Annotated in this window: 19 protein-coding genes; 14 read left to right on the top strand and 5 right to left on the bottom strand. The window is 51.4% G+C overall.

Annotation, left to right across the window (positions count from 1 at the left end):
* On the top strand, nucleotides 1–731 hold a 731-nt coding region (locus Q4C79_RS09915), incomplete at its 5' end, for a class I tRNA ligase family protein (protein WP_303090859.1).
* A 278-nt stretch (nucleotides 732–1,009) separates the two neighbouring features.
* On the opposite strand, the gene Q4C79_RS09920 is transcribed toward Q4C79_RS09915, so the two are convergent.
* From Q4C79_RS09920 to luxS, 4 genes are all read right to left on the bottom strand, one after another.
* Nucleotides 1,010–1,201: a hypothetical protein gene (locus Q4C79_RS09920; RefSeq protein WP_303090860.1), complete on the bottom strand. Its 192-nt coding sequence runs from the start codon at nucleotides 1,199–1,201 to the stop codon at nucleotides 1,010–1,012.
* 274 nt (nucleotides 1,202–1,475) lie between these two features.
* The gene (locus Q4C79_RS09925; RefSeq protein WP_303090861.1) at nucleotides 1,476–2,300 is read right to left on the bottom strand and encodes a phytanoyl-CoA dioxygenase family protein; all 825 of its coding nucleotides are present in this window, start codon (nucleotides 2,298–2,300) and stop codon (nucleotides 1,476–1,478) included.
* Between the two features lie 13 nt (nucleotides 2,301–2,313).
* Nucleotides 2,314–3,654, bottom strand: a complete 1,341-nt coding sequence (locus tag Q4C79_RS09930) for a Na+/H+ antiporter family protein (RefSeq protein ID WP_303090862.1) — start codon at nucleotides 3,652–3,654, stop codon at nucleotides 2,314–2,316.
* Between the two features lie 300 nt (nucleotides 3,655–3,954).
* The gene (gene luxS / locus Q4C79_RS09935) at nucleotides 3,955–4,461 is read right to left on the bottom strand and encodes an S-ribosylhomocysteine lyase (RefSeq protein WP_303090863.1); all 507 of its coding nucleotides are present in this window, start codon (nucleotides 4,459–4,461) and stop codon (nucleotides 3,955–3,957) included.
* A gap of 359 nt (nucleotides 4,462–4,820) precedes the next feature.
* On the opposite strand from luxS, the gene Q4C79_RS09940 reads away from it, so the two are divergent.
* From Q4C79_RS09940 to Q4C79_RS09965, 6 genes are all read left to right on the top strand, one after another.
* Nucleotides 4,821–5,708, top strand: coding sequence for an NUDIX hydrolase family protein (locus Q4C79_RS09940; RefSeq protein ID WP_303090864.1), 888 nt, complete (start codon nucleotides 4,821–4,823; stop codon nucleotides 5,706–5,708).
* Between the two features lie 224 nt (nucleotides 5,709–5,932).
* Complete coding sequence (gene hpaR / locus Q4C79_RS09945; RefSeq protein ID WP_303090865.1) at nucleotides 5,933–6,373, top strand: homoprotocatechuate degradation operon regulator HpaR; 441 nt, start codon at nucleotides 5,933–5,935, stop codon at nucleotides 6,371–6,373.
* Between the two features lie 21 nt (nucleotides 6,374–6,394).
* A complete protein-coding gene (gene hpaC / locus Q4C79_RS09950; RefSeq protein WP_303090866.1) occupies nucleotides 6,395–6,895 on the top strand; it encodes a 4-hydroxyphenylacetate 3-monooxygenase, reductase component in 501 nt (166 codons plus the stop codon).
* Nucleotides 6,896–6,925: 30 nt separating this feature from the next.
* On the top strand, nucleotides 6,926–7,546 hold the full coding sequence (gene nadD / locus Q4C79_RS09955) for a nicotinate-nucleotide adenylyltransferase (protein WP_303090867.1): 621 nt from the start codon (nucleotides 6,926–6,928) through the stop codon (nucleotides 7,544–7,546).
* 123 nt (nucleotides 7,547–7,669) lie between these two features.
* Complete coding sequence (locus tag Q4C79_RS09960) at nucleotides 7,670–8,575, top strand: lipid A biosynthesis lauroyl acyltransferase (protein ID WP_303090875.1); 906 nt, start codon at nucleotides 7,670–7,672, stop codon at nucleotides 8,573–8,575.
* A gap of 321 nt (nucleotides 8,576–8,896) precedes the next feature.
* Nucleotides 8,897–9,145: a GlsB/YeaQ/YmgE family stress response membrane protein gene (locus Q4C79_RS09965; RefSeq protein ID WP_303090868.1), complete on the top strand. Its 249-nt coding sequence runs from the start codon at nucleotides 8,897–8,899 to the stop codon at nucleotides 9,143–9,145.
* A 424-nt stretch (nucleotides 9,146–9,569) separates the two neighbouring features.
* Here Q4C79_RS09965 and Q4C79_RS09970 read toward each other — a convergent pair whose 3' ends face one another.
* Nucleotides 9,570–13,415: a pilus assembly protein gene (locus Q4C79_RS09970; protein ID WP_303090869.1), complete on the bottom strand. Its 3,846-nt coding sequence runs from the start codon at nucleotides 13,413–13,415 to the stop codon at nucleotides 9,570–9,572.
* A gap of 383 nt (nucleotides 13,416–13,798) precedes the next feature.
* On the opposite strand from Q4C79_RS09970, the gene carA reads away from it, so the two are divergent.
* The 7 genes from carA (at nucleotide 13,799) to carB (ending at nucleotide 22,742) form a co-directional block, all read left to right on the top strand.
* Nucleotides 13,799–14,932, top strand: coding sequence for a glutamine-hydrolyzing carbamoyl-phosphate synthase small subunit (carA, locus tag Q4C79_RS09975; protein ID WP_303090870.1), 1,134 nt, complete (start codon nucleotides 13,799–13,801; stop codon nucleotides 14,930–14,932).
* 28 nt (nucleotides 14,933–14,960) lie between these two features.
* The gene (locus Q4C79_RS09980; protein ID WP_085367078.1) at nucleotides 14,961–15,341 is read left to right on the top strand and encodes a VOC family protein; all 381 of its coding nucleotides are present in this window, start codon (nucleotides 14,961–14,963) and stop codon (nucleotides 15,339–15,341) included.
* Nucleotides 15,342–15,423: 82 nt separating this feature from the next.
* Nucleotides 15,424–15,687 carry a SemiSWEET family transporter gene (locus Q4C79_RS09985; protein WP_085367079.1) on the top strand — a complete coding sequence of 88 codons (264 nt, stop codon included), beginning with the start codon at nucleotides 15,424–15,426 and terminating at the stop codon, nucleotides 15,685–15,687.
* Nucleotides 15,688–15,739: 52 nt separating this feature from the next.
* Complete coding sequence (gene leuE / locus Q4C79_RS09990; RefSeq protein ID WP_303090871.1) at nucleotides 15,740–16,393, top strand: leucine efflux protein LeuE; 654 nt, start codon at nucleotides 15,740–15,742, stop codon at nucleotides 16,391–16,393.
* 58 nt (nucleotides 16,394–16,451) lie between these two features.
* Complete coding sequence (locus tag Q4C79_RS09995) at nucleotides 16,452–16,835, top strand: endonuclease domain-containing protein (RefSeq protein WP_303090872.1); 384 nt, start codon at nucleotides 16,452–16,454, stop codon at nucleotides 16,833–16,835.
* Between the two features lie 1,058 nt (nucleotides 16,836–17,893).
* The gene (locus tag Q4C79_RS10000; RefSeq protein ID WP_303090873.1) at nucleotides 17,894–19,489 is read left to right on the top strand and encodes a hypothetical protein; all 1,596 of its coding nucleotides are present in this window, start codon (nucleotides 17,894–17,896) and stop codon (nucleotides 19,487–19,489) included.
* Between the two features lie 40 nt (nucleotides 19,490–19,529).
* Nucleotides 19,530–22,742, top strand: coding sequence for a carbamoyl-phosphate synthase large subunit (carB, locus tag Q4C79_RS10005; RefSeq protein ID WP_303090874.1), 3,213 nt, complete (start codon nucleotides 19,530–19,532; stop codon nucleotides 22,740–22,742).
* Nucleotides 22,743–22,896: the final 154 nt, after the last annotated feature.

A 22,896-nucleotide genomic window follows, 5' to 3' on the forward strand; every position in this document is an offset into this window, starting at 1 on the left:
ATGAATTCGTGTGGAACGAATATTGCGACTGGTATATCGAGCTGGCGAAAGTGCAGATCCAAACCGGCTGCCCCACCACCCAGCGCACCACCCGCGCCACCCTGTTGCGCGTGTTGGAAGTGATTTTGCGCCTGCTGCACCCGATTATCCCGTTTATCACCGAAGAACTGTGGCAAACCGTTGCGCCGATGTGCGGCAGAAAAACCGCCGACAGCATCATGCTGGCCGCCTTCCCCGAAGCCCAACCCGAAAAAATCGTACCCGCCGCTTTTGAAAAAATGAGCGTCCTGCAAGGTTTGGTGGAATCGGTGCGCAACCTGCGCGGCGAAATGGGTTTGGGCCCTGGCGTGAAAGCGCCGCTGTTGGTCGAAGGCGGCGCAGAGCTGGCCGACATGCTGAAATACCTGCCCGCGCTCACCCGCCTCACCGAAGCCAAATTGGTCGACAAACTGCCCGAAGGCGAAGACGCGCCGGTTGCCGTGTGCCAAGCCGCCCGCAACGCCCGCCTGATGCTGAAAGTGGAAATCGACAAAGCCGCCGAAACCGCCCGCCTGAACAAGGAAGCGGAAAAACTGCAAAAAGCTTTGGACAAACTGAACGCCAAACTTTCCAAACCCGGCTACACCGAAAAAGCCCCTGCGCATCTGGTGGAAAAAGATAAAGCCGAGCTGGCTGATTTGGCAGACAAAATGGCCAAGGTAGAAGCGCAATTGGCGAAATTGAAAAGCTGATTTCACACTGAGAGGAAGCCGAGCGGCTTGATTGAAACGTTATTGTGCGTATCCGATAGAGTGAAGATCAAACCGATTCGGTTACGGTCGCAGCATAGACGCAAATAAAATGGTTCAGGAGGAAGGCAAGATGCTCCGTACTGAGTGTACCCGTTTGAAATAAAGAATAACGGTAATTCAATCACTTGAATCAAAATGCCTGTCTGAAAGTCCACGTATTTTTGCACGGGGGTAAACTTCAGACAGGCATTTATTAAATATACTGAAAATGTAAATACTTAAAGTCTACAAGTGTCAGTTTGCGCACAAAAGAAATCTTTATCAAGACCGAAAAATTCTGCAATCAAGCTAGAAAGATCGCTTAGAAAAAATACATTTAACGGCTGTATAGAAAGTATTTCCGAAACCGGTGCAGCTGTTGCGACAGCTGTAAAAGATAAAACCACCATACCAAACAAAGTTTTTTTCATAATTTACTCCTTAATAATTAATCAACACGACCAAAATATTATTCCTTTGGAATAAATAATCTAAAGAAAGTTCATTCTTTATGTCTGAAAATACGAATATAGCGAATTTAATTAACTTTCGCGAAGGCTCTGCTGTGCCAAAGCTCGAAGAGAACGATTCGGTAAGCCGCTAAAGCGGCAACAGAATCGGTTCCGTACTACTTGTACTGTCTGCGGCTTGCTGCCTTGTATCGAAGTAATTAAATCCGCTATAGTTCGATCACTTGAATCAAAATTAAGCAGCCTGCTCGCTGCGGTAGAGCACCGGGAACAAATCGTCGTCATGCATCGGCGCACCGGCCGGCAAACGCTCGGCCAGCCCCGGAAATTCCGGCGACGTTACCCACGGACGCGGCGCGTGGGTGATGTCGTCACCGAGAAAGCGTACCGAAAACACGCGGCGGGTATTGGCCGATCCTTTGGATGCATGCAGCGTCAGCATATGGAAGAACACCGCATCGCCCGGCTCCAGCGCCCAGCCGACAATCGGGTAAGCACTGCGGCCGGCCTCGATGTCGGGCAAATCAGCCAAGCTGCCTTCGGGAAACCATTTGGCTTGGTTATCCATGAACGAGCGCGGCATCAGCCACGGCCCTTTGTGCGAACCGGCCACAAATTCCAACGTCGCCTCACGCGGTACCGGATCGACCGGCAGCCACATGCTGATGTTTTGCCGCCCTTCGATATTGTAATACGGCTGATCCTGATGCCACGGCGTCGGTTGCTGGGTGCCTGCGGTTTTCACCAGCGTATGGTCGTGATAAAGACGGGTTTCACGGCTTTGCATCAACTGGCCGGCCGCCTCTGCAATACGGGTGTTGAAAATAAACCGGCGGTATTCATCGATTTCCTGCCAATTGCAGAAATCCTCGAAAAACCAGCCTTTGTCATCTGCTCTGCTGGCGGTTTTGGCACGCGGGCTGGGCGCGGCCATATTGCGGTCTATCCCTGCTGCCAGCACGGCAATGGCTTCGGCATCGACCAAGCCGCGTACGACTACCGCGCCGTTTTCGGCAAATTCGTCGATTAATTGCCGGCTGATGGGTAAAGCGTTGCTCATGTCTCTCTCCTGTTTACAGTATCATGGCAGCCAGCCATGCGGTACAAATCAAAGGAATATTGAAATGGATAAAAGTCGGCACCACGGTATCCCACATATGGTCGTGTTGCCCGTCTGCGTTCAAACCGGCGGTCGGCCCCAGCGTACTGTCGGAGGCCGGCGAACCGGCATCGCCCAATGCGCCGGCCGCGCCGATAATGGCCACTGTGGCCATCGGCGAAAATCCGAATGAAACGCACAAGGGAACGTAAATCGCGGTCAGAATCGGTACGGTGGAAAAAGAAGAGCCGATGCCCATGGTAATAAACAAGCCGATTAGCAGCATAATCAACGCCGCCATCCCTTTGTTGTCGCCTATCACGCCTGCCGAAGCCTCCACCAAAGCCGGCACATCGCCGGTGGCGCTAATAACGGCGGAAAATCCGGTGGCGGTAATCATGATGAAACCGACGGTCGCCATCAGGCGGATGCCCTGCGTCAGTACATGATCTTGTTCGCGCCATTTGATGACGCCGCTCATCGACACCAGCCCGAAGCCGACCAAACCGCCGAAAATCATCGAATCCGTCCACAATTGCACCACCAGCGCAGCAACGACACCGGCCAGTATCAAAACCTTCTGCCACAACATCAATGGCGGCGCTTCGTTTTCAGACAGGCCTTCCAACGCCACATCTTGATAATGCCGTTTTTTGCGGTAGCTGAACAACAACGCAATCAAGATACCGATTAGCATGCCGGAAGAAGGAATCAGCATTGCCGGCGTAGCAATATCGGGGGTCACGCTAAAGCCCAGCGGCGCACCCGCTTTATTGATGTTGTTAATCATGATGTCGTTCAGATAAATCACCCCGTAGCCGATGGGAAACGTCATGTACATCACGGTAATCGAGAAGGTAATGGCGCACGCCACCGCACGGCGGTCGAGCTGCAACTTGTTCATCACATGCAGCAGCGGCGGAATCAAAATCGGAATGAAGGCGATGTGCACCGGAATAATGGTGCCCGAAGCAAAGCCTGCCAGAATCAGGCCGATAAACAAGGCCCATTTGATGGAAGTGGCCGACTTACCCGTTTCGGCATTATGGTTCACTTTGCCGATCAGCCAATTGGAAAACTGCTGGGTGAGGCCGGTTCGCGACAGCGCCACCGCAAACGCGCCCAACGTGGCATACGCCAACGCCACCGGCGCACCGCCGCCCAAACCCTTGTTGAATACGTCTACAATAGTTTTAACATCCATGCCCGAGAGCAGGCCGGCCGTAATCGCACCGATCATTAGAGATAAAACCACCGAAACCCGCATTAAACTGAGTGCGACCACAACGATAACCGCAATAATGACTGAATTCATTTCATACACCCTTGTTTTGGCACCTCTTCTGCCATCGGAGGAGGAAATGCCGCGTCGGTCCAATAAAAACGCAGCGAAACCACAACCGGCCGGCGACATTATCCGTAACACACTTAAAAATAACTTGGCAGCCACATTGTAACGAAGTCTTAAAAAAACCGCACGGTCATTAACAATAATGCCTGTCTGAAAACTTTTCAGACAGGCATATTTCGCATTCCGGCAATCAAATGCTTTACAGCGGATTAACTTTCGCTACGGCGTTGCTGCGCCTTGTATCGAAAATTAATTAAATCCGCTTTACGCATTCAACAAACGCTCGTCCAGCGTCAAATCTTCGTTTTTGTTTACACTGACCTTACGCGCCAACACATCGCGGGCAATGTCTTGCGCCTCCAGCAACGAATGCATTTGGTAAGTGCCGCACTGGTATTCGTTCAACTCGGGAATCTGGTTTTGATCCTGCACGCCCAATACATCTTGCATCGCAGCCAGCCAAGCATCGGCAACCGCCTGTTCGCTCGGCCCCCCGATCAAGCTCATGTAAAAACCGGTACGGCAGCCCATCGGCGAAATATCGATGATTTCCACGCCATCGCCGTTCAGGTGGTCGCGCATAAAACCGGCAAACAAATGTTCCAGCGTATGAATGCCTTTTTCCGACAAAATCTCCTGATTGGGCACGCAAAAACGCAAATCATAAACCGTAATATCGTCCCCCTTCGGCGTACGCATGGTTTTCGCAATCCGCACCGCCGGCGCGCTCATACGTGTATGGTCTACTTTAAAGCTGTCTAATAAGGGCATAATCATTTCCTTTAATCAATTTTGTTCAGTCGCTATGATAGCACTCTTCACCGCAACGATACACCGCGCCACACCCGCATGCCGCCGTTTTTTCAGACAGGCACAGCAAAAGGAAAGTGTTGTATCTTTCAAACAATGCCCTACTTTGCCCAATTATTTACACCCATAAAAAAATTAAAAATAATTTATTTCTAAACAATATTTTAAACAAAAAATATTCCCACAACACCCTACCTTAAACACGTCTGACGCCGATTGTGCCGCCCGCCTTTCAGACAGGCATTCGCAACCTCCGTCCCATTTCCTCCCGAGCACCAACCGTTTTGCTAGAATAAAGCTTTTTCCCAGCCCGAGGCCGGATGATGAGCTCACCCACCTTCCCCCGCAAACTGACCCAATCCGAGCAAGACGCCTTATGGCAACGGGTCAGCCAACAGTTTGCCCTAAACCCCTCAGACTGGCATCCGCTCGTCCTCAACGGCCTCCCTCTCGGTTACCTCAACGAAAAATGGCTCGATTTACTCTTGAAAGACTGGCCGGAACACCAGCGCCAGCCCTACCAAAGCGGACTTGCCCTTAATGCTGACGACTGGCTCAGCCTCGGCGACCAATTACAGCACACCGCCCGCGTCTGGTGCGATTTGGGACTGTTTGACGGCTGGCGCAACGAACAGTTCGATGTCTGCCACCAACAGCAGCCGCTGTTTGCACTGGAGCGCGCCGCCTTTCGCGTATTCGGCCTACAAAGCCACGCCATCCACATCAACGGCCTCGCCGAACACCACGGCCACTGGCAACTCTGGATAGCCCGCCGCAGCCCTCAGAAAGCGGTTGACCCCAACAAACTCGACAATCTGGTCGGCGGCGGCATTTCCTGCGGCGAGAGCGCCGAAGAAGCCATGCGGCGAGAAGGCTGGGAAGAAGCGGGCTTGCCGGCATCACTCTTACAGCCGCTGGTCTGCCAAAACAAACACCTCAGCCTTCGCGCCGTATCCCGCGGGCTGCATCGCGAATGCCTGCATATTTTCGACGCAGTACTGCCAAACGGCTATCAACCGGAAAATCAAGACGGAGAAGTAGCCGAATTCAACCTCATGCCGCTGGACGAAGTCATCAACGCCTTGCAACAAGGCCTTTTTATGAACGATGCACTGGTGAGCTCGCTCGACCTCTTCAACCGGCACCACCTTCTCGACCACACCCATCCCCTTACACAATGGCTGGAGCAGAAAAAACTTCCATTTTGATATAAATCAGCACTTACGCCAGCCAACCGCCCATCCAATATCTTGTTTAGCCATCATATTCATACTATGATAAAAAATATATAGTTAACAACATAACACCACAGCCGGTAAGCGGTTTTCGGTACCATTCAGACAGGCCGCGCAAGCGGCGGCGAAGCCAACCGACACCGCGCAACCCAGACACTTGCAGCACCCCCGTAGCCGTACAATAAGGAACGATTTTTATGTCAAGCAACACACCCAAACACGTCTCTCTGAACATCACATTAATTCAAGCGCGCGAAGCCCTGATGACCCACTTCCGCCCCTTGCTCAACGATGCCGGCATTACCGACCAGCAATGGCGCATCATCCGCCTGTTGGCCGAAAACGGCACGCTGGATTTTCAGGATTTGGCCAACCAAGCCTGCATTCTGCGTCCCAGCCTCACCGGCATTCTCACCCGTTTGGAAAAAGCCAACCTGTTGGTGCGCCTGAAACCCTCCAACGACCAACGCCGCGTATTCCTCAAACTCACCGACGACGGTCAAAAGCTTTATACCGAAATCTGCTCACAAGTCGATCAACGATACGATGCCATCGAATCCCTACTGTCGCGGGAAAAACTCACCCAACTCACCGCTTTACTTGGCGATTTGATAGCTATCGGGCAAAATGGCGAGTAACGCCCATTTCACGCCCTCATCATGAATTCTTCTCCGCAACAAATTTTTCGCAACGCCATGGCCGCCTGTGCGGCCGGTGTTCACGTTATCACCACCGACGGCCCGGCCGGGCGCTACGGCATCACCATGACCGCCGTCGCACCGGTTACCGACGAACCGCCCACTGTGATGCTCTGCATCAACCGAAATGCCCGCATACTGCCCATCCTGCAACAAAACCGCGGCCTGTGCATCAACGTACTCTCCTCCTCCCAACAAGACGTTGCCGAACATTTCGCCGGTATCACCGCCCTTTCGCCGGAAGAACGCTTCGAATACCATATCTGGCACCGTGGCCAAAGCGGCCAACTACAGGTAGAAGGCGCTTTGGCACATCTGCACTGCACCATCCAACAAGAACACACCGTCGGCACCCATCAAGTATTTTATGTTAGCGCCGATGAAATCCTAACCAGCACCGCCGCCATCGAAGAAACCTCGGCACTGGTTTACTTCCGCCGCCATTTTATGTCGCTGCCCTAACCAGTATCCACAGCCCAAACGGAGTTTGCCATGCAAAAAATCGGTTTATTCGGCGGCACGTTCGACCCCATCCACAACGGCCATCTGCATATCGCCCGCGCATTTGCCGACGAACTTTCTTTAGAAAGCGTGATTTTCCTGCCCGCCGGCGATCCTTATCACAAACAAAGCCCGCGCACCGCCGCCCATCACCGCCTCGCCATGACCGAGCTGGCCGTACGCAACGACCAACGCTTCGCCGTCAGCGATTGCGACATCATCCGCGAAGGCGCCACCTACACCTTCGATACCGTACAAATTTTCCGCCAGCTGTTTCCGCAAGCACAACTCTACTGGCTGCTCGGCATGGACAGCCTATTGCAACTGCATACCTGGAGCCGCTGGCAGCAATTGGTCAAACAAATCCATATCGCCGTGGCCGTACGCGAAGGCGACAGCCTCAACCGTGCCGCGCGCGAATTACAGGGTTGGATAGGCCAAGCCCTGCAAGAGGGCAGCCTGCATCTCTTACAAGCACCGCCACACACTGCCAGCTCGACCGAGATCCGCGAAAAAGTCCGCCGCGGCGAAGACATCAGCAAACTGACCGATCCTGCTGTTGCCGACTATATCGCGCAACACCACTTATATCGGCCAGGAACCTCCGGCTAAATTTCCACTCGTAGCATACGTTTTCAAATTCCCTCCCATTCTCTGTTATAGTTTTGAAAATTGAAACGTCCGCATCTTTTCAGACAGGCCTATGCCTGTCTGAAAAGACGTATGAAAGAAACCATGAAATTCGTCTTTAAAATTCTCTATTGGATACAGCGCCTGCCGTTTGAAATGATTCAAAGCTTAGGCGCACTGATCGGCTGGCTCTGCTATTACCTGATTCCCCGCCGCCGTCATATCGGCATGGTCAACCTACAAAAATGCTTTCCCCAATGGTCGGAAAAACAACACACCGCCCTATTGAAAGAGCACTTTCGCCAAATGGGCATTTTATTGATGGAATACGGCCTCTATTGGTACAGCGATGCCGCCCGCATCAAAAAACTGGTGCGCTATCAAGACAAACACCACCTGGATGATGCCTTGGCCGCCGGCGAAAAAGTGATTCTGCTCTATCCGCACTTTACCGCCTTCGAATTAGCGGTTTACGCACTCAATCAGGATGTTCCCCTGATTAGCATGTATTCCAAGCAAAAAAACAAAGAAATGGACGAACAAGTCCTAAAAGGCCGCCACCGCTATAACAACGTCTTCCTGATAGGCCGTACCGAAGGCTTGCGCGCCATCATCAAACAAATGAAAAAAAGCGACGCCCCCTTCCTCTACCTGCCCGACCAAGATTTCGGAGCAAAAGATTCAGTATTCGTCGACTTTTTCGGCATCCCCACCGCCACCACACCCGGCCTCAGCCGCATTGCCGCCATGACCAACGCCAAAGTGATACCCGCCATTCCCACCCGCCACGGAGACGGCAGCGTCATGCTGCGCTTCTACCCTGTCTGGCAAAACTTTCCCAGCGGCGACGTACTCGCCGACACACAACGGATGAACGATTTTATCGAAGCGCGGGTACGCGAACATCCCGAGCAATATTATTGGCTGCACAAGCGCTTTAAAACCCGGCCCGCAGGTGAAAACGATTTTTACCAAGAAACAGCACACGCCGCGAAAAGTGATAAACGATAAGGTACACAGTCAAACTATTTACCGTTACGTCATACCCGTGCTCTACCCGAGTATGACACGCCTACTTTTTCTGAAGCAGCCACACAACCACACTTGAACGGCTTGAAAAATCATTCGCTTCAAGCCAAGACAAAATCTCGCCGTGTTGTTTAATATAATTCAAATCACAAATTGCAACTAAATCCGCCAAACCTTGTACCGTTTACCCATAACAATGCCGCAATATAATCTTAATGTAGAAAATTTTATTTTTACTATGCTATTATTAAAACATTAAAGTACCAACGCACCATCATTAACCAACCAGAAAGGATAAAAACCATGGGCTGGATTTCAACCATCATCGTAGGCTTCATTGTTGGTGTTTTAGCTAAATTGCTGCATCCGGGCAAAGACAATTTAGGCTTTATCATGACTTCGCTACTCGGCATTGCCGGCGCTTTTCTGGCCGGGCTCATCGGCCAATCCTTGGGTTGGTACCAAGTCGGGCAACCCGCCGGTTGGATTGCCTCAACAATTGCCGCCGTATTGATTTTATTTATTTACACCCGCTTCGTTAAGAAACGCTGATAATCTAAGCCGGATATTTTAAAGTTTCCATAATCTAATCGGTTTTTTCGCCGATTACGGCTTCCGATGAACAATGCCTGTCTGAAAACATTTCAGACAGGCATTGTTCATGATTGGATTGATCTTATAAATATAACGGATTTAATTACTTTGATACAAAACAGCAAGCCTCAGACAGTACACACGTACGGAACCGATTCCATTGCCGCTTTAGCGGCTGACAAAAATCGTTCTCTTTGAGCTAAGGCTCAGCAACTCCGTAGCGAAAGTTAAGTTAATCCGCTATATCTCGTCATACTCGGGCTTGACCCGAGTATCTGCTTTTCCTACCAAAACAAAAAGATGCTCGGGTCAAACCCGAGCATGTCGCAAATGTTTTAAGTTATCGAAAAGAATTTTGCAAAAGTCTCTTCTTTCTAATAGTTTAGAAGAAAATCTCACGCCAGCTGATACGGCGTACGCCATGAGTAGCAAATCGGTTCAGATATTCAACACTAAATTTGCCATCATCGCCCACTTTGATTACCACGTCATAATATTTACCATCTATAAGAACCGTAGCGACAGAAGGAAGCAAAGCAATCTTACCGCTTTCTACCACCATACCGGCGAGCACGTCACCACCTTCTTTAAGAACAAATTTCTTATCATTGTTGGTATCGAAAACAGCATCCTTATACATCGCCCCGGTACGAACATCAACTTCAATGGTTGCAGATTCGCCGGAGTCGGCTACACACACGTTACCGGTTGCATTGGCATCGATGGTGCCGCCACTAGCTGTTTTGAAAGCGGAAAACTGGGCTGTTTTATTACGACGTATCAAACCATCCGCAACGCTGATAAAACCTACGGGCATTTGCAGCTTCCAACCTTTGTTATCCGCATTCAGGGTATTCTGAGTAGTACTGTAATACACTTTACTGTTGCCCGCGCTGCCGCCAAAGGCAACAGGAGTTGAGAGTGTGGCCGATTGTGCCAATAACTGATTGTCGCTTATTGTTGAACCATCTTTATCAAAAAGGCCATAGGCGTAATTTTGTTGTGTTGCCGATGCATCGCTTGCATCGAAATATTTGCCGGTGCTGAATACAACCGTGTAATTATCTGCATTTTTAAATACGTCTGGCGCACCGGTTATCGGTTGTGTGCCGATAAACAGTTTTTTTGCCGCTTGCCATGCACCGTTGGCATAATCGATACGCCACATTACACCCGACTCATCGCCCACATAAATGCGGTCTAGGTTACCGTCGTTATCGGTATCTACCACTTTCGGCATGCCTACGCCGGTTGATCCGAGTTTCACTTTCCAATAATTCGTACCTTGAGACCAATTATTGCTGCCTTTATCCAATCTCAAGATATAAATATAACCTTCACCGCCTGCCGCGTTATAACCGCTGCTGACTACTGCAACCGGAACAGACTGTCCGCCAATCATCACATTGGTGATAACCGGTTTATGTACGGTAAGGCCGAGGCCGGAATCATCAGAAGCGTTAAACTCCCACATAACGTTTGCTTGACCGGGCGTTGTGCTTGCGCCCATATTCGTTGCATCAACGGCATACACACTGTTACCGCCACGGCCTGTTGTGCCGACGATAACCGATTTAGCCTCTTTACGAGAGCCGGATGCAAAGCATACTTCCGCAGCCACGGGCGAACCGTCGTTAATAAAGAAGTGAGGCTGCCCTGTTTCGGCAAACTGTTTCAACTTGGGCAGTGCATCGGCAGGCAGATAGGCAAACTGCTCATTACCGTCGTTATCGGCGATATGCAGCATACCGTCATTCGCAGCAAAAGCATAAAGTGTTTTTCTGTTTTGAACGGTGTTGAAATTGGTGTATTTACACTCTTTCAAACTTTCGCTCTGCGGCGCTTTAACTACCGCAACAGCAGAGTTGACAACGGTGCCCAGCAAACCGTTGTCAGGGCGTTTTCTAAATGATGCGCCTGCACTCTCTTCATATTGATTCGATCCCAAAACATATTCAATCAAGTTGGCAGGATCATCGATAGCGCGGCCTTGATTGCCCAATGCCAAAGCTGATGTAAATTGCGTCACATTGGCGCGGGAAAATTGATACACACCACCGGTGGTTCGCGCCCAAACATTGCGGCTGTTCCAATTCTGGCGGTAGTTTGCCAAACGGTCGCTTAGTTTCCATGCCGGTGTCGGCGGATTATTAATCAGATTACCGAATACATCCGAAGAGCGGTAAGCAATCACATCGCCCTGCCAGCCGTATTCGTTTTGCTTATAGCTTGACTGGGTAATCAAGGTATTGGCCGATATATCCATCACGCCTGTGTCGCTCAAATCCAATCCCAATGCGGTTTGAGTGGGCGTGTCGGATTTTCCACCAAAATTTTTAAACGATTTTCTCAATACATTAGTCAGGCTCTCCGGGTCTGCTGCCGCACCGTACGTATTCGGCACGCCGTCTTTGAAAGCAGGAAGGCTCGTGCTGCCTACAGAATCGCTGGTCCATTGCACGCGCGACTTGGGGTCTGAATTGGGTTTCAATACCGGCAGCAAGCCTCTGTCTTCATTTTCTTGATCGGTAAAGCCGCCATATTTGGCTGCCCAATAGAAAACGTTGTCGTTCCAATTGCTACCTGTGCTGCGGTACTCACCTCTTTCTAATACATCCACCATGATGGTGCGGATGGTTTGGTTGCCCGGCATGGTTGCGCGGATATCGTTGGTACGCGCCCAATAAGCCAAGCCGACAATGCCGCCGTAAGAATATTGCCCCCCTGCACCGAATTGTTTTCTAGCACCATTGTTATAAAGGGTAAAAGCACTTTCGGCATCTTCGACTTTTTTCAGATAAGTTTCCGTTTCAACATCATCACTGGGAATGACCGGTGTTGGAAGACCAGTGGCATTCGGCCTGTAAGCATTAGGCAGATCGTTATCATGATGAGTAAAGGTGTCACCGATATAAAGCAGAAAATTAGGGCGGCAAACCGCCTCTTTACTGGCTTCGGTTTCCCCTTGCCGCAGTAAAGGATCGTTCCAATTTTCAATAACCGGGAAGTTATCTTTGGCGGTATTGTTGGCTGTTGTGTCGCTGGTTTTGATTGCTTTGATATATTCCGGCAGATTGCCTTTATTTCTGAAATACCGCAAACCTGCGTAGTAAAGCTCCGCAGCAGGATCTGCATCACGATATTTTCCGCTGTCTCCGAATTTATTCAGATAGTTGATTACACCGCTATTGCTTACCCCGCTGGCAGAAGCGTCCTGTTGATCAGGGTTTGTTTCAAACTGCCCTGTTTGTGAGTTAATTTCATTGCCTAATACAATGCCGTCGGCAGTCGTTTCTCCGGCCAGCGATTTCATGCGGGCACGCATTACGCCACCGTTTATCTGGTTTCCCTTCGGGTAAACACTGTTGCTATTCAAATAGCCGAACACACTAAACCGCATTTTTTGCCGATATTCCTGCATCAAACCTTCCGGTTTCAGGTTGGTTGCGCTATAGGCGTAGCAGTTTTTTTCAGGCATATCGGGATTACAAACCTCAACCTGAACATTATATACCCCGGGGTTTCCGGTAAAAGATTTCAAATATGAATTACCTAATGCTACCTGAAAGCCTTCGTTGCGCAACAATAGATTACCGCTTGCCGGCATTTGCGATAATACCGAGCTTGGAAAAATTTTATAGGCAAGGTTTCTCTCTACCGCCCGCCTAAATAAACCATATGCTCCGTTTTGATCTCTATTAACAAATGCACGGCGTAAAATCGTTTTCCCCACAGTATCACCATTCTGATAAGCCTGTGAGGTAGTTTCTAGGCCTAACGCACGATTTCCTCCTGTCATAGCTTGGCGGAAAATATCAATCGTGGTCATGGTCATCCAGTTCAAAGCATTGCCACTGAATTCACCGGTGCAATAGCGGTTGGCAGGTGCCAGCCGTGTCGGCGTAAAATATCCGCCGCCAGTGTTATAGCTGTAACACTTATCGGGGTCAAAATAGCCCAGATAGGTATTGTTTCGAAAAGCTTCGTCCGTTAAAACCATATGGTTATCTATGGTGATCCCAACCCCTTTTTTCTGATAGGCAGCCCCCGCGGTCGGAAACTCCACCGAGAGTCCCAGTAGCACATTGGGAGAATATGAACTTCCGATGCCCAACATCGGGCTTTGCTCGAATGTGGTCGCGCCTGCATTAAAAGCATAAAGCGAAAAAATGGCAGCGGTTAGGCGGGTTAGAATTTTAGGGCGTGAGAATGGAGTAAGGTTTTTCATTGTTTTGTCCGTAGTGTGGCAGGCCTTTATATTAAATGCCTGTCTGAATTTTGTTATTTAGCAATCAATAAAATTTTCTTGGCAATTCTAGCACGCGCATTCTTAACACCAATATGTTTTAAACAAGAATTAACCATTCCATATCTTCTAAATACAACACTCCGGCAACTGCCGCTGATGATTTTTCCTCATCGTAACGCTTGAGACTATCGGCATTTTCGATTAAAATAACTTGCTTCTACGATATAGTGTCTATATCCAAAAAAGCACGTAACACAGCCTGTTTCCGGTTGTGCGGCGTGTTTTTTTTTAGCCGGATTCTTTTCAGACGGCCTTAACCCTTCTAAAGCCGTTCCACACCCAGCCAACACAGGATACCCATCATGACCACACCCGCAATCTTAGTGCTCGCCGACGGCAGCGTGTTTCACGGCACCTCGGTGGGTTTTAACGGCACGACTTCCGGCGAAGTGGTGTTCAATACTTCCATGACCGGTTATCAGGAAATCCTCACCGACCCCTCTTACTGCAAGCAAATCGTTACCCTCACTTATCCGCACATCGGCAACACCGGCACCAACGGCGAAGACACGGAAAGCCGCGCCGTGTATGCCGCTGGCCTGATTATCCGCGACCTGCCGCTGTTGCACAGCAATTTCCGCAGCAGCGAAAGCTTGCAGGACTATCTGGTGCGCAACCAAACCGTGGCGATTGCCGACATCGACACCCGCCGCCTCACCCGTATTCTGCGCGACAAGGGCGCACAGGCAGGCGCGATTCTCACCGGTGCGGATGCCACCGAAGAGAAGGCGCGCGAGTTGATTGCCGCGTTCGGCAGCATGGTAGGCAAGGATTTGGCTAAAGAGGTAACTTGCGGCGAATCTTATGAGTGGGTTGAAGGCGAATGGCAGCTCGGCCAAGGCTTCGGCAGCCCTGAAAAGCAGCCTTATCATGTGGTGGCTTATGATTTCGGCGTGAAAACCAATATTTTGCGTATGCTCGCCGAGCGCGGCTGCCGCCTGACCGTGGTGCCGGCGCAAACGCCCGCTGCCGATGTGTTGGCTTTAAACCCCGACGGCGTATTCTTGTCCAACGGCCCCGGCGATCCCGAGCCTTGCGATTACGCCATCGCCGCCGTGAAAAACCTGCTGGAGAGCAAAAAGCCGCTGTTCGGCATCTGCCTGGGCCACCAATTGCTGGGGCTGGCGGTGGGCGGCAAAACCCGCAAAATGGCGTTCGGCCACCACGGCGCCAACCACCCCGTGCAGGATTTGGCCAGCGGCAAAGTGATGATCACCAGCCAAAACCACGGCTTTGAAGTGGATGCCGACAGCCTGCCCGAAAACGTTAAAGTCACCCACCGCTCGCTGTTCGACGGTTCGCTGCAAGGCATCGAGCTGACTGGCCAGGCGGCATTCAGCTTCCAAGGCCACCCCGAAGCCAGCCCCGGCCCGCACGATGTGGCTTATCTGTTTGATAAGTTTATCGACAGCATGAAAGCGGCCAAGGCCGTCTGAAATGCCTGTCTGAAAAGGCCCGCTTGAAATGAACATTACCGCGCTCGACCATTTGGTGCTGACCGTTGCCGATATCGAAAAAAGCATCGCGTTTTACACGCAGGTTTTGGGTATGCAGGAAATCACGTTCGGCGAAGGCCGCAAGGCGCTGCTGTTCGGCCGCCAGAAAATCAACCTGCACCAACGCGGCGCCGAAGTGTTGCCCAATGCGCAAAACGCCGGCTGCGGCACGGCCGATTTATGCCTGCTCACCGACACCCCGCCGGAGCAGGTGCTGGCCGAGCTGGAGGCGCACGGCATTCGGGCTTTGAGCGGCATCGTGCCGCGCACGGGCGCAGTGGGGGCGATCGAATCGGTTTACCTGCGCGACCCCGACGGCAATTTATTAGAAATCAGCCGTTATATTTGAATCTATATTTTCAGACGGCCTCGCTCAACACAGGCCGTCTGAAAAACAAAACAACAAAAAGCTTCAAAAACAGAGAACAACCATGGCATTTACCGACAAACAAATCCGCATCTTATCCATCGTCGCCACCATGATGGCGGTGGGCATGTATGTAGCCTATATTCCGCAGATACAAATGAATCTGGCCGGCCAGAAAGGCGCATGGCTGCAACCTTTGGTGGCCGCGATCAACTGCACCTTATGGGTGATTTACGCCCTGTTTAAAAAAAACCGCGATATTCCCGTGGCGCTGGCCAACGCGCCCGGCATTTTTCTCGGCCTGATCACGTTTATCACCAGCTTTTAACGCGCAGGCCGCCGTTCTTTAACTTGATAACCCGCCCTGAGGCCGTCTGAAAATGTTCGGCATAACCGACCTTGCAGCCTATATTATCGGCACCATCGCCGTTATCCTGCTGCCCGGCCCCAATTCCATGTATTGCCTCACCGTCGCCGGGCAACACGGCGCCAAGGCCGCCTACCGCGCCGTGGCGGGCATCTTGCTGGGCGACAGCCTGCTGATACTCGCCACCGTATTGGGTGCCGGCACCCTGCTCAAGCTCTATCCCGCCCTGTTTCACGGCATCAAGCTTGCCGGCGGGTTATACTTGGCCTATATCGGCTGCAACCTGCTGCGCGGCGCCGCCAAAAAATGGCACTTCCGGCCGGGCGCAACGGCCGCGGCGAGCGGCGCAAACAACCCGCCCGAACCGCAGCACATTTTCAAACGCGCGCTGCTGCTGAGCCTAACCAACCCGAAAGCGATACTGTTTTTCTTATCGTTTTTCGTGCAGTTCGTCGATCCGGCCTACCCGCACCCCGCGCTGAGTTTTCTCGCGCTGGCCGTGATTTTGCAGCTGGTGAGCCTGCTATATTTAAACACGCTGGTGTTCGCCGGCCGCACACTCACCCGCGCGTTTAAACGGCACACCAAAATATCCGCCTCCGCCATGGCCGCCGTCGGCGTGCTGTTTATCGGTTTCGCCGTAAAAATGTGGATGGCGGGGTTGTAAGGGACATGCCTGTCTGAACAAATATTTTCAGACAGGCATAAAGAAGCAAAACACCATCATGCAAAACAAACTGTTTGCCAACCGCAATCCCGTTTTACAAGAGCGCGCCAAAAACCTGCGCAGCAATATGAGTGAAGCCGAAACCCGCCTGTGGCACCACCTGCGAGCAGGGCGCTTGAACGGTTATAAATTTCGCCGCCAGCAGCCGATGGGTAACTATATCGTTGATTTCGTGTGCGTTACCCCAAAGCTGATTGTCGAAGCCGACGGCGGTCAACACGCCGAACAGGCAGGCTACGATGCCGAACGCACAGTCTACCTGAACAGCCTCGGTTTTACCGTATTGCGGTTTTGGAACGATGAAATCTTGCGGCAAACCGAAGACGTATTGGCCGAAATTTTAAGAGCGTTGCAAACATTGGAAAGACCGTCTGAAAAATAGCAGAACGGGCAAAACCGGAATGAGTTGAAAAACGTTTGCCGGATACAACAACATCCAGAAACGCCAGCCGTGCCACTCCCTCCCCCGTGTGGGAGAGGGCAGAACATTAGCTGCTTAAGAAACAGATATTCGAGCAGCCCAAACAAGCCCTCTCCCTAACCCTCTCCCACGGGAGAGGGAACAGATGACAGAAGCGAAAGAGATGGCAGGCAAAACCAACGCTTGCTTAAAAACACCAATGCAAAACTCATCAGCCACACCACTCCCTCCCCCGTAGGGGAGGGTTGAGGAGAGGGCAACAAGCCGCAAGGCTTGTTTGGTTGGAAAAACAAGCGGCAGGATTTTTCAGACAGGCATTGGCAGATATGCGGTCAAACGGTATTTTTCAGACGGCCGGTAGGGTGTACCCTAAAGGGCATAAATGTTCCAAATGGCACACATGCGGCGGTTGGGTTTTTCAGGAAGATAACAATGCGTGCGTGGCTGCGCCACACACCCTGCACGCAGGCTACGCTTTTGGTAGGTCGGGCATTTATGCCCGACACAATCCGCACCCAAGTAACAGTCGGGCATCAATGCCCGACCGACGGTTGCTACGGCGACCACGGTTTGCGCCGCACCAAGCAGGTCGGATTTCCGAATCCGACAAATACCGAAACACGGCAAGCCCAATCGTTTCAGACAGGCATGAAACCGTTTGCCGATACAAGCAATATCAAATACGCGGTAGGGTGTACCCTAAAGGGCATAAATGTGCCAACGGCATGCACGCGGCGGTTGGGTCTTGTCAGAAAAATAGCAACGCGTGCGTGGCTGCGCCGCACATTCTGCACGCAGGCTACGCTTTTGGTAGGTCGGGCATTAATGCCCGACATAATCCGCACCCAAGTAACAGTCGGGCATAAATGCCCGACCTACGGTTGCTTTGAAACAACAGCCACCCCGTAGGTTGGGTTGCAAACCCAACAAAACCGTTAAATTTAAGAAGAGGTTGGGTATTGACCTGTTAAAGAAATTGGGTGGGCAAATCCAACAATTTGAAATAATTGAAGGGTGTGATGTTGGGTTTTCAACCCAACCTACGGTTGCTACGGCGACCGCGGTTTGCGCCACACCAAGCAGGTCGGATTTCCGAATCCGACAAATACCGAAACACGGCAAGCCCAATCGTTTTAGGCAGGCATGAAACGGTTTGCCGATACAAGCAATATCAAGTACGCGGTAGGGTGTACCCTAAAGGGCATAAATGTGCCAACGGCACGCACGCGGCGGTTGGGGTTTGTGGTAGCAATGAACGCGTGCGTGGCTGCGCCACAGATCCTATACGCAGGCTACGCTTGCTACGAATTACTAAAAAACTAGAGCAAAACCAAAAGGAAAACGTCATGAATATCTTTGAGAAATACTGCGTAGATGACTTAATGCTTACGGGAAAACTTAATAAAGTTATCAGCAACGCTATTTTAGTATTGGATAAATATCCCGAAACCGGACAAACGTATCGACAAAAAATAGCTGATGAAATCAGCAAAACTGGATTGATTGCACTCTCAAAGTATTTGTTAAATCCGAATGATTACGAAACATTTTTTTCAGTAGCCAAACAAGAGCAAACAGAAAGGTTGAAAAAGCGTTCGCCTGCTGAAATCGAACAGTATCCGTATACGTCCTTAGAGCGGAAACTTCAAGAAGTTAAAAAGCAATATATCGTTTGCCAGAGCAAATATACCTCGAACAGTCGAGTAATGGCAGAACGCCATCTTAGGGAAATGGCCAATTTAAAATCACGGCACGCACAGGAAATTGAAAAATTAAAAAAACAGAACATTGCAGAACTGGATAAAATCCAAAAAGAAATAAAAGAAATAGAGCATCAATTAAAATTACAAAACGATCCTGAATATGCAGCAGCTTATCATGCCGAGCAAAAGCGCAAGCAGGAAGAAAGAGAACGTATCGAAGCGGAAAAACGTCTTTTACAGTCGTTTGATATTGACTGGGTAGCTAATGCGGATAGACAAAAACTGTTTCCTATTTTGAGGAAGCTCAGCCTGAGTGATAGGCTATCCGAAGAAGAAGTTGTTTGGCTTGAAACTACTGGCAAGCAAAATTATTTTGCTAAACACAGCAAGATTTACCAAATCCACCACTGTTTAGAAGCAGAATATTATATTGATTTATTTCAGAAACAAAAAAGTGTATGGCATGCAGTTAATGCCAGCAGCCATCTGCGTAAAGCCGAATTGGCTAAGCGTGCAGAAACATTATTAAAAGATATTACACAAAATAAAATTAAAGATAAAAAATTGAAATCTGCATTTTTTACGACATTCGGCGGTGTAAAACGTGATTTAGATAAATTTTATGAAGGTATAGAATTAGCCGAAACCGCACATGAATTATCTCCTAAAGATTACCGTCCCTGTACTTTGCTGGGTGCACTGCATTTCGAAATCAGAGAATATACGACCGGTTCAGAGTGGTTTAAGAAAGCAGAATATTTAGGTGCGCCAACACATAATACAGATGCAGAAATTAAAGTGGTTTATTACAAAGCAAATAAAGAGAAAAAAGCCGAACTGAAAGCCTATTTATTGAAATTAGACCCAGAACGTTATGCTTGGGTAAAGAAATCCGATAAAAAGCATAACTGATTGCCTATTAAAGTTTTAATCTAAAAAAAGAGACCCCACCATGCCCAAACGTACCGACCTAAAATCCATCTTAATCATCGGCGCCGGCCCCATTGTGATCGGCCAGGCCTGCGAGTTCGACTATTCCGGCGCGCAAGCGTGCAAGGCTTTGCGCGAGGAGGGCTATAAAGTCATTCTCGTCAATTCCAACCCCGCCACGATTATGACCGACCCCGATATGGCCGATGTTACCTATATCGAGCCGATTATGTGGCAGACGGTGGAGAAGATTATCGCCAAGGAGCGCCCCGATGCGGTGCTGCCGACGATGGGCGGCCAGACGGCGTTGAACTGCGCGCTGGATTTGGCGCGCAACGGTGTGCTGGCGAAGTATAACGTCGAGTTAATCGGCGCCACCGAAGACGCCATCGACAAAGCCGAAGACCGCGGCCGTTTTAAAGAGGCGATGGAAAAAATCGGCTTGCATTGCCCGAAATCATTCGTTTGCCACACCATGAACGAGGCGTTGGCGGCGCAGGAGCAGGTGGGCTTCCCCACGCTGATCCGCCCGTCTTTCACCATGGGCGGTTCGGGCGGCGGCATTGCCTACAATAAAGACGAATTTATGGCGATTTGCGAACGCGGTTTCGATGCTTCGCCCACGCACGAATTGCTGATCGAGCAGTCCGTGCTCGGCTGGAAAGAGTATGAAATGGAGGTGGTGCGCGATAAAAACGACAACTGCATCATCATCTGCTCGATTGAAAATTTCGATCCGATGGGCGTGCACACCGGCGATTCGATTACCGTTGCGCCCGCGCAAACGCTCACCGATAAAGAATACCAAATTATGCGCAATGCGAGTTTAGCGGTGTTGCGCGAAATCGGCGTGGACACGGGCGGCTCGAATGTGCAGTTTGCCGTGAACCCCGCCAACGGCGAGATGATTGTGATCGAGATGAACCCGCGCGTGTCGCGCTCTTCGGCGCTGGCTTCCAAGGCCACGGGCTTTCCGATTGCCAAAGTGGCGGCCAAGCTGGCGGTGGGTTTCACTTTGGACGAATTGCGCAACGACATCACCGGCGGCCGCACGCCGGCATCGTTCGAGCCTTCGATTGATTATGTGGTAACGAAAATCCCGCGTTTTGCCTTTGAAAAATTCCCCGCCGCCGACGACCGCCTGACCACCCAGATGAAATCGGTGGGCGAGGTGATGGCGATGGGGCGCACCATTCAGGAGTCGATGCAGAAAGCGCTGCGCGGCTTGGAAACCGGCTTGTGCGGCTTCAACCCGAAAACCGACGACAAGGCCGAAATCCGCCGCGAGCTGGCCAACCCCGGCCCCGACCGCATTCTGTATGTGGCCGATGCGTTCCGCGCCGGTTTCAGCAAAGAAGAAATCCATGAAATCTGCGCGATTGATCCGTGGTTTTTGGCGCAAATCGAAGACATTGTGGCCGAAGAGCAAAAGGTTTCAGACGGCCGTCTGAACGATTTGGACTATGCCGCCCTGCGCCGTCTGAAACGCAAAGGTTTTTCAGACAAGCGTTTGGCGCAATTGTTGGGCCTGTCTGAAAAAGAAGTGCGCGAACACCGCTACGGCCTGAAACTGCATCCGGTTTACAAGCGCGTGGACACCTGCGCGGCCGAGTTCCAATCCGACACCGCCTATCTCTATTCCACTTATGAAGAGGAATGCGAAGCGCGTCCGTCGGCCAACAAAAAAGTGATGATTCTCGGCGGCGGCCCCAACCGCATCGGTCAGGGCATCGAGTTTGACTATTGCTGCGTGCACGCGGCTTTGGCGCTGCGCGAAAGCGGTTTCGAAACCATTATGGTCAACTGCAACCCCGAAACCGTTTCCACCGATTTCGATACCAGCGACCGCCTCTATTTCGAGCCGCTCACGCTGGAAGACGTGCTCGAAATCGTGCGCACCGAAAACCCGTGGGGCGTGATTGTGCACTACGGCGGCCAAACGCCGCTGAAACTCGCCAACGCGCTGGTGGAAAACGGCGTGAACATCATCGGCACCTCTGCCGACAGCATCGACGCCGCCGAAGACCGCGAGCGCTTCCAAAAAGTGCTGCACGACCTCGGCCTGCGCCAACCGCCCAACCGCACCGCCCGCAACGAAGAAGAAGCGCTGGTGCTGGCCGAAGAAATCGGCTACCCGCTGGTGGTGCGCCCGTCGTATGTGTTGGGCGGCCGTGCCATGCAGGTGGTGCATTCGGCCGAGCAATTGCAGAAATATATGCGCGAAGCGGTGCAGGTGTCGGAAGACAGCCCCGTGCTGCTCGATTTCTTCTTGAACAACGCCATCGAAGTGGACGTGGACTGCGTTTCAGACGGCAAAGAGGTGGTTATCGGCGGCATCATGCAGCACGTTGAGCAGGCCGGTATCCACTCGGGCGATTCCGGCTGCTCGCTGCCGCCGTATTCGCTCTCCGAAGAAGTGCAAGACGAAATCCGCCGCCAAACCAAAGCGATGGCCTACGCGCTGAACGTGGTCGGCCTGATGAACGTGCAGTTTGCCGTGCAGGATGGCGTGGTGTTCGTGCTCGAAGTGAACCCGCGCGCCTCGCGCACCGTGCCGTTTGTGTCGAAAGCCACTTCCGTGCCGCTGGCCAAAGTGGGCGCGCGCGCGATGGCGGGCATCAGCCTGAAAGAGCAAGGCGTTGAAAAAGAAGTGGTTCCCGACTTTTATGCCGTGAAAGAAGCCGTGTTCCCGTTTATCAAATTCCCCGGTGTGGATACCATTCTCGGCCCCGAAATGCGCTCCACCGGCGAAGTGATGGGCGTGGGCGCCACCTTCAGCGAAGCCTATCTGAAATCGCAACTGGGCGCGGGCGAGCGCCTGCCCGAAAGCGGCAAAGTGTTCCTCGCCGTGCGAAACGAAGACAAACCGCTGGTGGTGAAAACCGCCAAAAACTTCCAGCAGCTCGGTTACAGCCTGGTCGCCACGCGCGGCACAGCGGCCTATCTGAAAGAGAACGGCGTGGAAGACGTGGCCGTGATCAACAAAGTGCTCGAAGGTCGCCCGCATATTGTCGATGCCATTAAAAACGGCGAAATCGCCGTGGTGGTGAACACCGTGAGCAGCGACGCGCAATCGGTGGCCGACAGCCACAGCATCCGCCGCACCGCACTCACCCAGCGCGTGCCGCAATACACCACCATCGCCGGCGGCGAAGCCATGAGCGAAGGCGCCAAAAGCATGAACGCGCTGGGCGTGTACAGCGTGCAGGAGCTGCACGGGCGGTTGAAGAAATAAGCGTTATCCACCTTAGCCGATTGGCAGCAAAGGCCGTCTGAAAAGTTTTTAGACGGCTTTTTTCAATATGGTGTATGCCATTCAAGTGATTGTTTAATCAGGCGTAAGGGACAAAATGGGTGCTATTTTGGAGTAGCATCTCTCTAAGGGACAT

This window comes from Neisseria sp., assembly GCF_030523955.1.
Taxonomy (GTDB): domain Bacteria; phylum Pseudomonadota; class Gammaproteobacteria; order Burkholderiales; family Neisseriaceae; genus Neisseria.

What these genes read in the sequence shown, in the direction of transcription:
- nadD (WP_303090867.1), top strand. Translation starts at nt 6,926, where the DNA reads ATGCAAAAAATCGGTTTATTCGGCGGCACGTTCGACCCCATCCACAAC.
- Q4C79_RS09930 (WP_303090862.1), bottom strand. Translation starts at nt 3,654, where the DNA reads ATGAATTCAGTCATTATTGCGGTTATCGTTGTGGTCGCACTCAGTTTA.
- Q4C79_RS09940 (WP_303090864.1), top strand. Translation starts at nt 4,821, where the DNA reads ATGATGAGCTCACCCACCTTCCCCCGCAAACTGACCCAATCCGAGCAA.
- Q4C79_RS09970 (WP_303090869.1), bottom strand. Translation starts at nt 13,415, where the DNA reads ATGAAAAACCTTACTCCATTCTCACGCCCTAAAATTCTAACCCGCCTA.
- Q4C79_RS09985 (WP_085367079.1), top strand. Translation starts at nt 15,424, where the DNA reads ATGGCATTTACCGACAAACAAATCCGCATCTTATCCATCGTCGCCACC.
- Q4C79_RS09965 (WP_303090868.1), top strand. Translation starts at nt 8,897, where the DNA reads ATGGGCTGGATTTCAACCATCATCGTAGGCTTCATTGTTGGTGTTTTA.
- Q4C79_RS09925 (WP_303090861.1), bottom strand. Translation starts at nt 2,300, where the DNA reads ATGAGCAACGCTTTACCCATCAGCCGGCAATTAATCGACGAATTTGCC.
- Q4C79_RS09960 (WP_303090875.1), top strand. Translation starts at nt 7,670, where the DNA reads ATGAAATTCGTCTTTAAAATTCTCTATTGGATACAGCGCCTGCCGTTT.
- luxS (WP_303090863.1), bottom strand. Translation starts at nt 4,461, where the DNA reads ATGCCCTTATTAGACAGCTTTAAAGTAGACCATACACGTATGAGCGCG.
- Q4C79_RS09980 (WP_085367078.1), top strand. Translation starts at nt 14,961, where the DNA reads ATGAACATTACCGCGCTCGACCATTTGGTGCTGACCGTTGCCGATATC.
- leuE (WP_303090871.1), top strand. Translation starts at nt 15,740, where the DNA reads ATGTTCGGCATAACCGACCTTGCAGCCTATATTATCGGCACCATCGCC.
- Q4C79_RS09995 (WP_303090872.1), top strand. Translation starts at nt 16,452, where the DNA reads ATGCAAAACAAACTGTTTGCCAACCGCAATCCCGTTTTACAAGAGCGC.
- carB (WP_303090874.1), top strand. Translation starts at nt 19,530, where the DNA reads ATGCCCAAACGTACCGACCTAAAATCCATCTTAATCATCGGCGCCGGC.
- Q4C79_RS09920 (WP_303090860.1), bottom strand. Translation starts at nt 1,201, where the DNA reads ATGAAAAAAACTTTGTTTGGTATGGTGGTTTTATCTTTTACAGCTGTC.
- hpaR (WP_303090865.1), top strand. Translation starts at nt 5,933, where the DNA reads ATGTCAAGCAACACACCCAAACACGTCTCTCTGAACATCACATTAATT.
- hpaC (WP_303090866.1), top strand. Translation starts at nt 6,395, where the DNA reads ATGAATTCTTCTCCGCAACAAATTTTTCGCAACGCCATGGCCGCCTGT.
- Q4C79_RS10000 (WP_303090873.1), top strand. Translation starts at nt 17,894, where the DNA reads ATGTTGGGTTTTCAACCCAACCTACGGTTGCTACGGCGACCGCGGTTT.
- carA (WP_303090870.1), top strand. Translation starts at nt 13,799, where the DNA reads ATGACCACACCCGCAATCTTAGTGCTCGCCGACGGCAGCGTGTTTCAC.